This window comes from Nonomuraea cypriaca, from assembly GCF_015645445.1.
In the GTDB taxonomy this organism is placed as follows: domain Bacteria; phylum Actinomycetota; class Actinomycetes; order Streptosporangiales; family Streptosporangiaceae; genus Nonomuraea; species Nonomuraea cypriaca.
The window spans coordinates 1-1,065 of the sequence record NZ_JADOGI010000541.1; the positions used below are offsets into that span (position 1 = coordinate 1).

General features: G+C 66.7%; 1 protein-coding gene. It reads right to left on the reverse strand.

Translation table 11 applies throughout. The annotated features are described in order from the left end of the window. Positions 1–137: 137 nt before the first annotated feature. Entirely contained in the window at positions 138–950 is an 813-nt protein-coding gene (locus ITP53_RS55500; RefSeq protein ID WP_328818979.1) for a substrate-binding domain-containing protein, read from the reverse strand. Between the last annotated feature and the right edge of the window lie 115 nt (positions 951–1,065).

Consider the following 1,065-nt stretch of genomic DNA (forward strand, 5'->3'; position numbering starts at 1 on the left):
CGCGGGACATCTCCTCCAAGCCGGACACCGGAAGATCACATCATCATCCAGACAATCGATCAAAGTGACGGACAGTCACGCATCCAGCCGTATCGTCACCCGGTGCGCATGGCGTGAATGCTTACCCGATGAGCCCGTCAAAGCGACGTCGCCGTCGTGCGCTGGGCCAAACGCTTCTCGTCCGACCACTTTCGGAACGTGCCGATCGTTTGCCGGGTGAACGTGACGGGCCGTGGCACGAACACGTTTTCCGCCGGTGATTCGGCGTCCATTCCGCGCAGGGTAAGGGCTTCGCGGATGCCGAGCCGTACCAGATCGGAGATGGCCGCCGCGGCGTAGAAGCCGAAGTAGTACTCCTGGATCCAGGTTGATTTGGCGACCGCCCCGGATTCCAGCAGTTCGACGGTCTCCGGCAACAGATCGAAACCCACGATCGCGACAGACCCGTCACGTCCCAAGGTGTGCACGGCCTTGGCCTGCACGATGGGATGATACCCGTAGACCCCGAACATGCCGGTCGCCTGGGGATTGTCCTCGAGGAGCGCTTCGGCCAGGGCGCGCGCGTGGGCCGGGTCCTCACCGTCACTCGGTGCCTCGACGACGGTGATGCCGTGCCCGGCCATGACGTCCACGAAGCCCGCACGCTTGCCGACGGCGCCAGGGGCCTGGTCGGACCCGGTCTGCACCAGGACTGTGGCCCCACCGCCGACGAGGGCGGCCATCTGCTCTCCTACGCGCCGGCCTGCCTGGTACGGCGCTTCCATGCCGACGAACAGGAGCCGGCCGCTGCCAGGCGCGTCCAGATCGAAGGCGACGACGGGCACGCCGCGCTCTCGCGCCTCGGCCACGACGTCGTTGAAGGCGTCCTGGCGGGTGCCGACAAACGCCAGCGCGTCCGCCCCGGCGTCGAGTTGCGCGCGCATGTGGGTGACCTGCGCCGCTACACAGATTGAATGCGTAGAGTCTTAGCCTCGTGACGGATCGCTTCGGGTGAGGTACGACCGGAGCATGCGGTATGGGCAAAGGGGTGGGTACACGCCCGCGGAGCAGGAGCGGCGGGAGCGG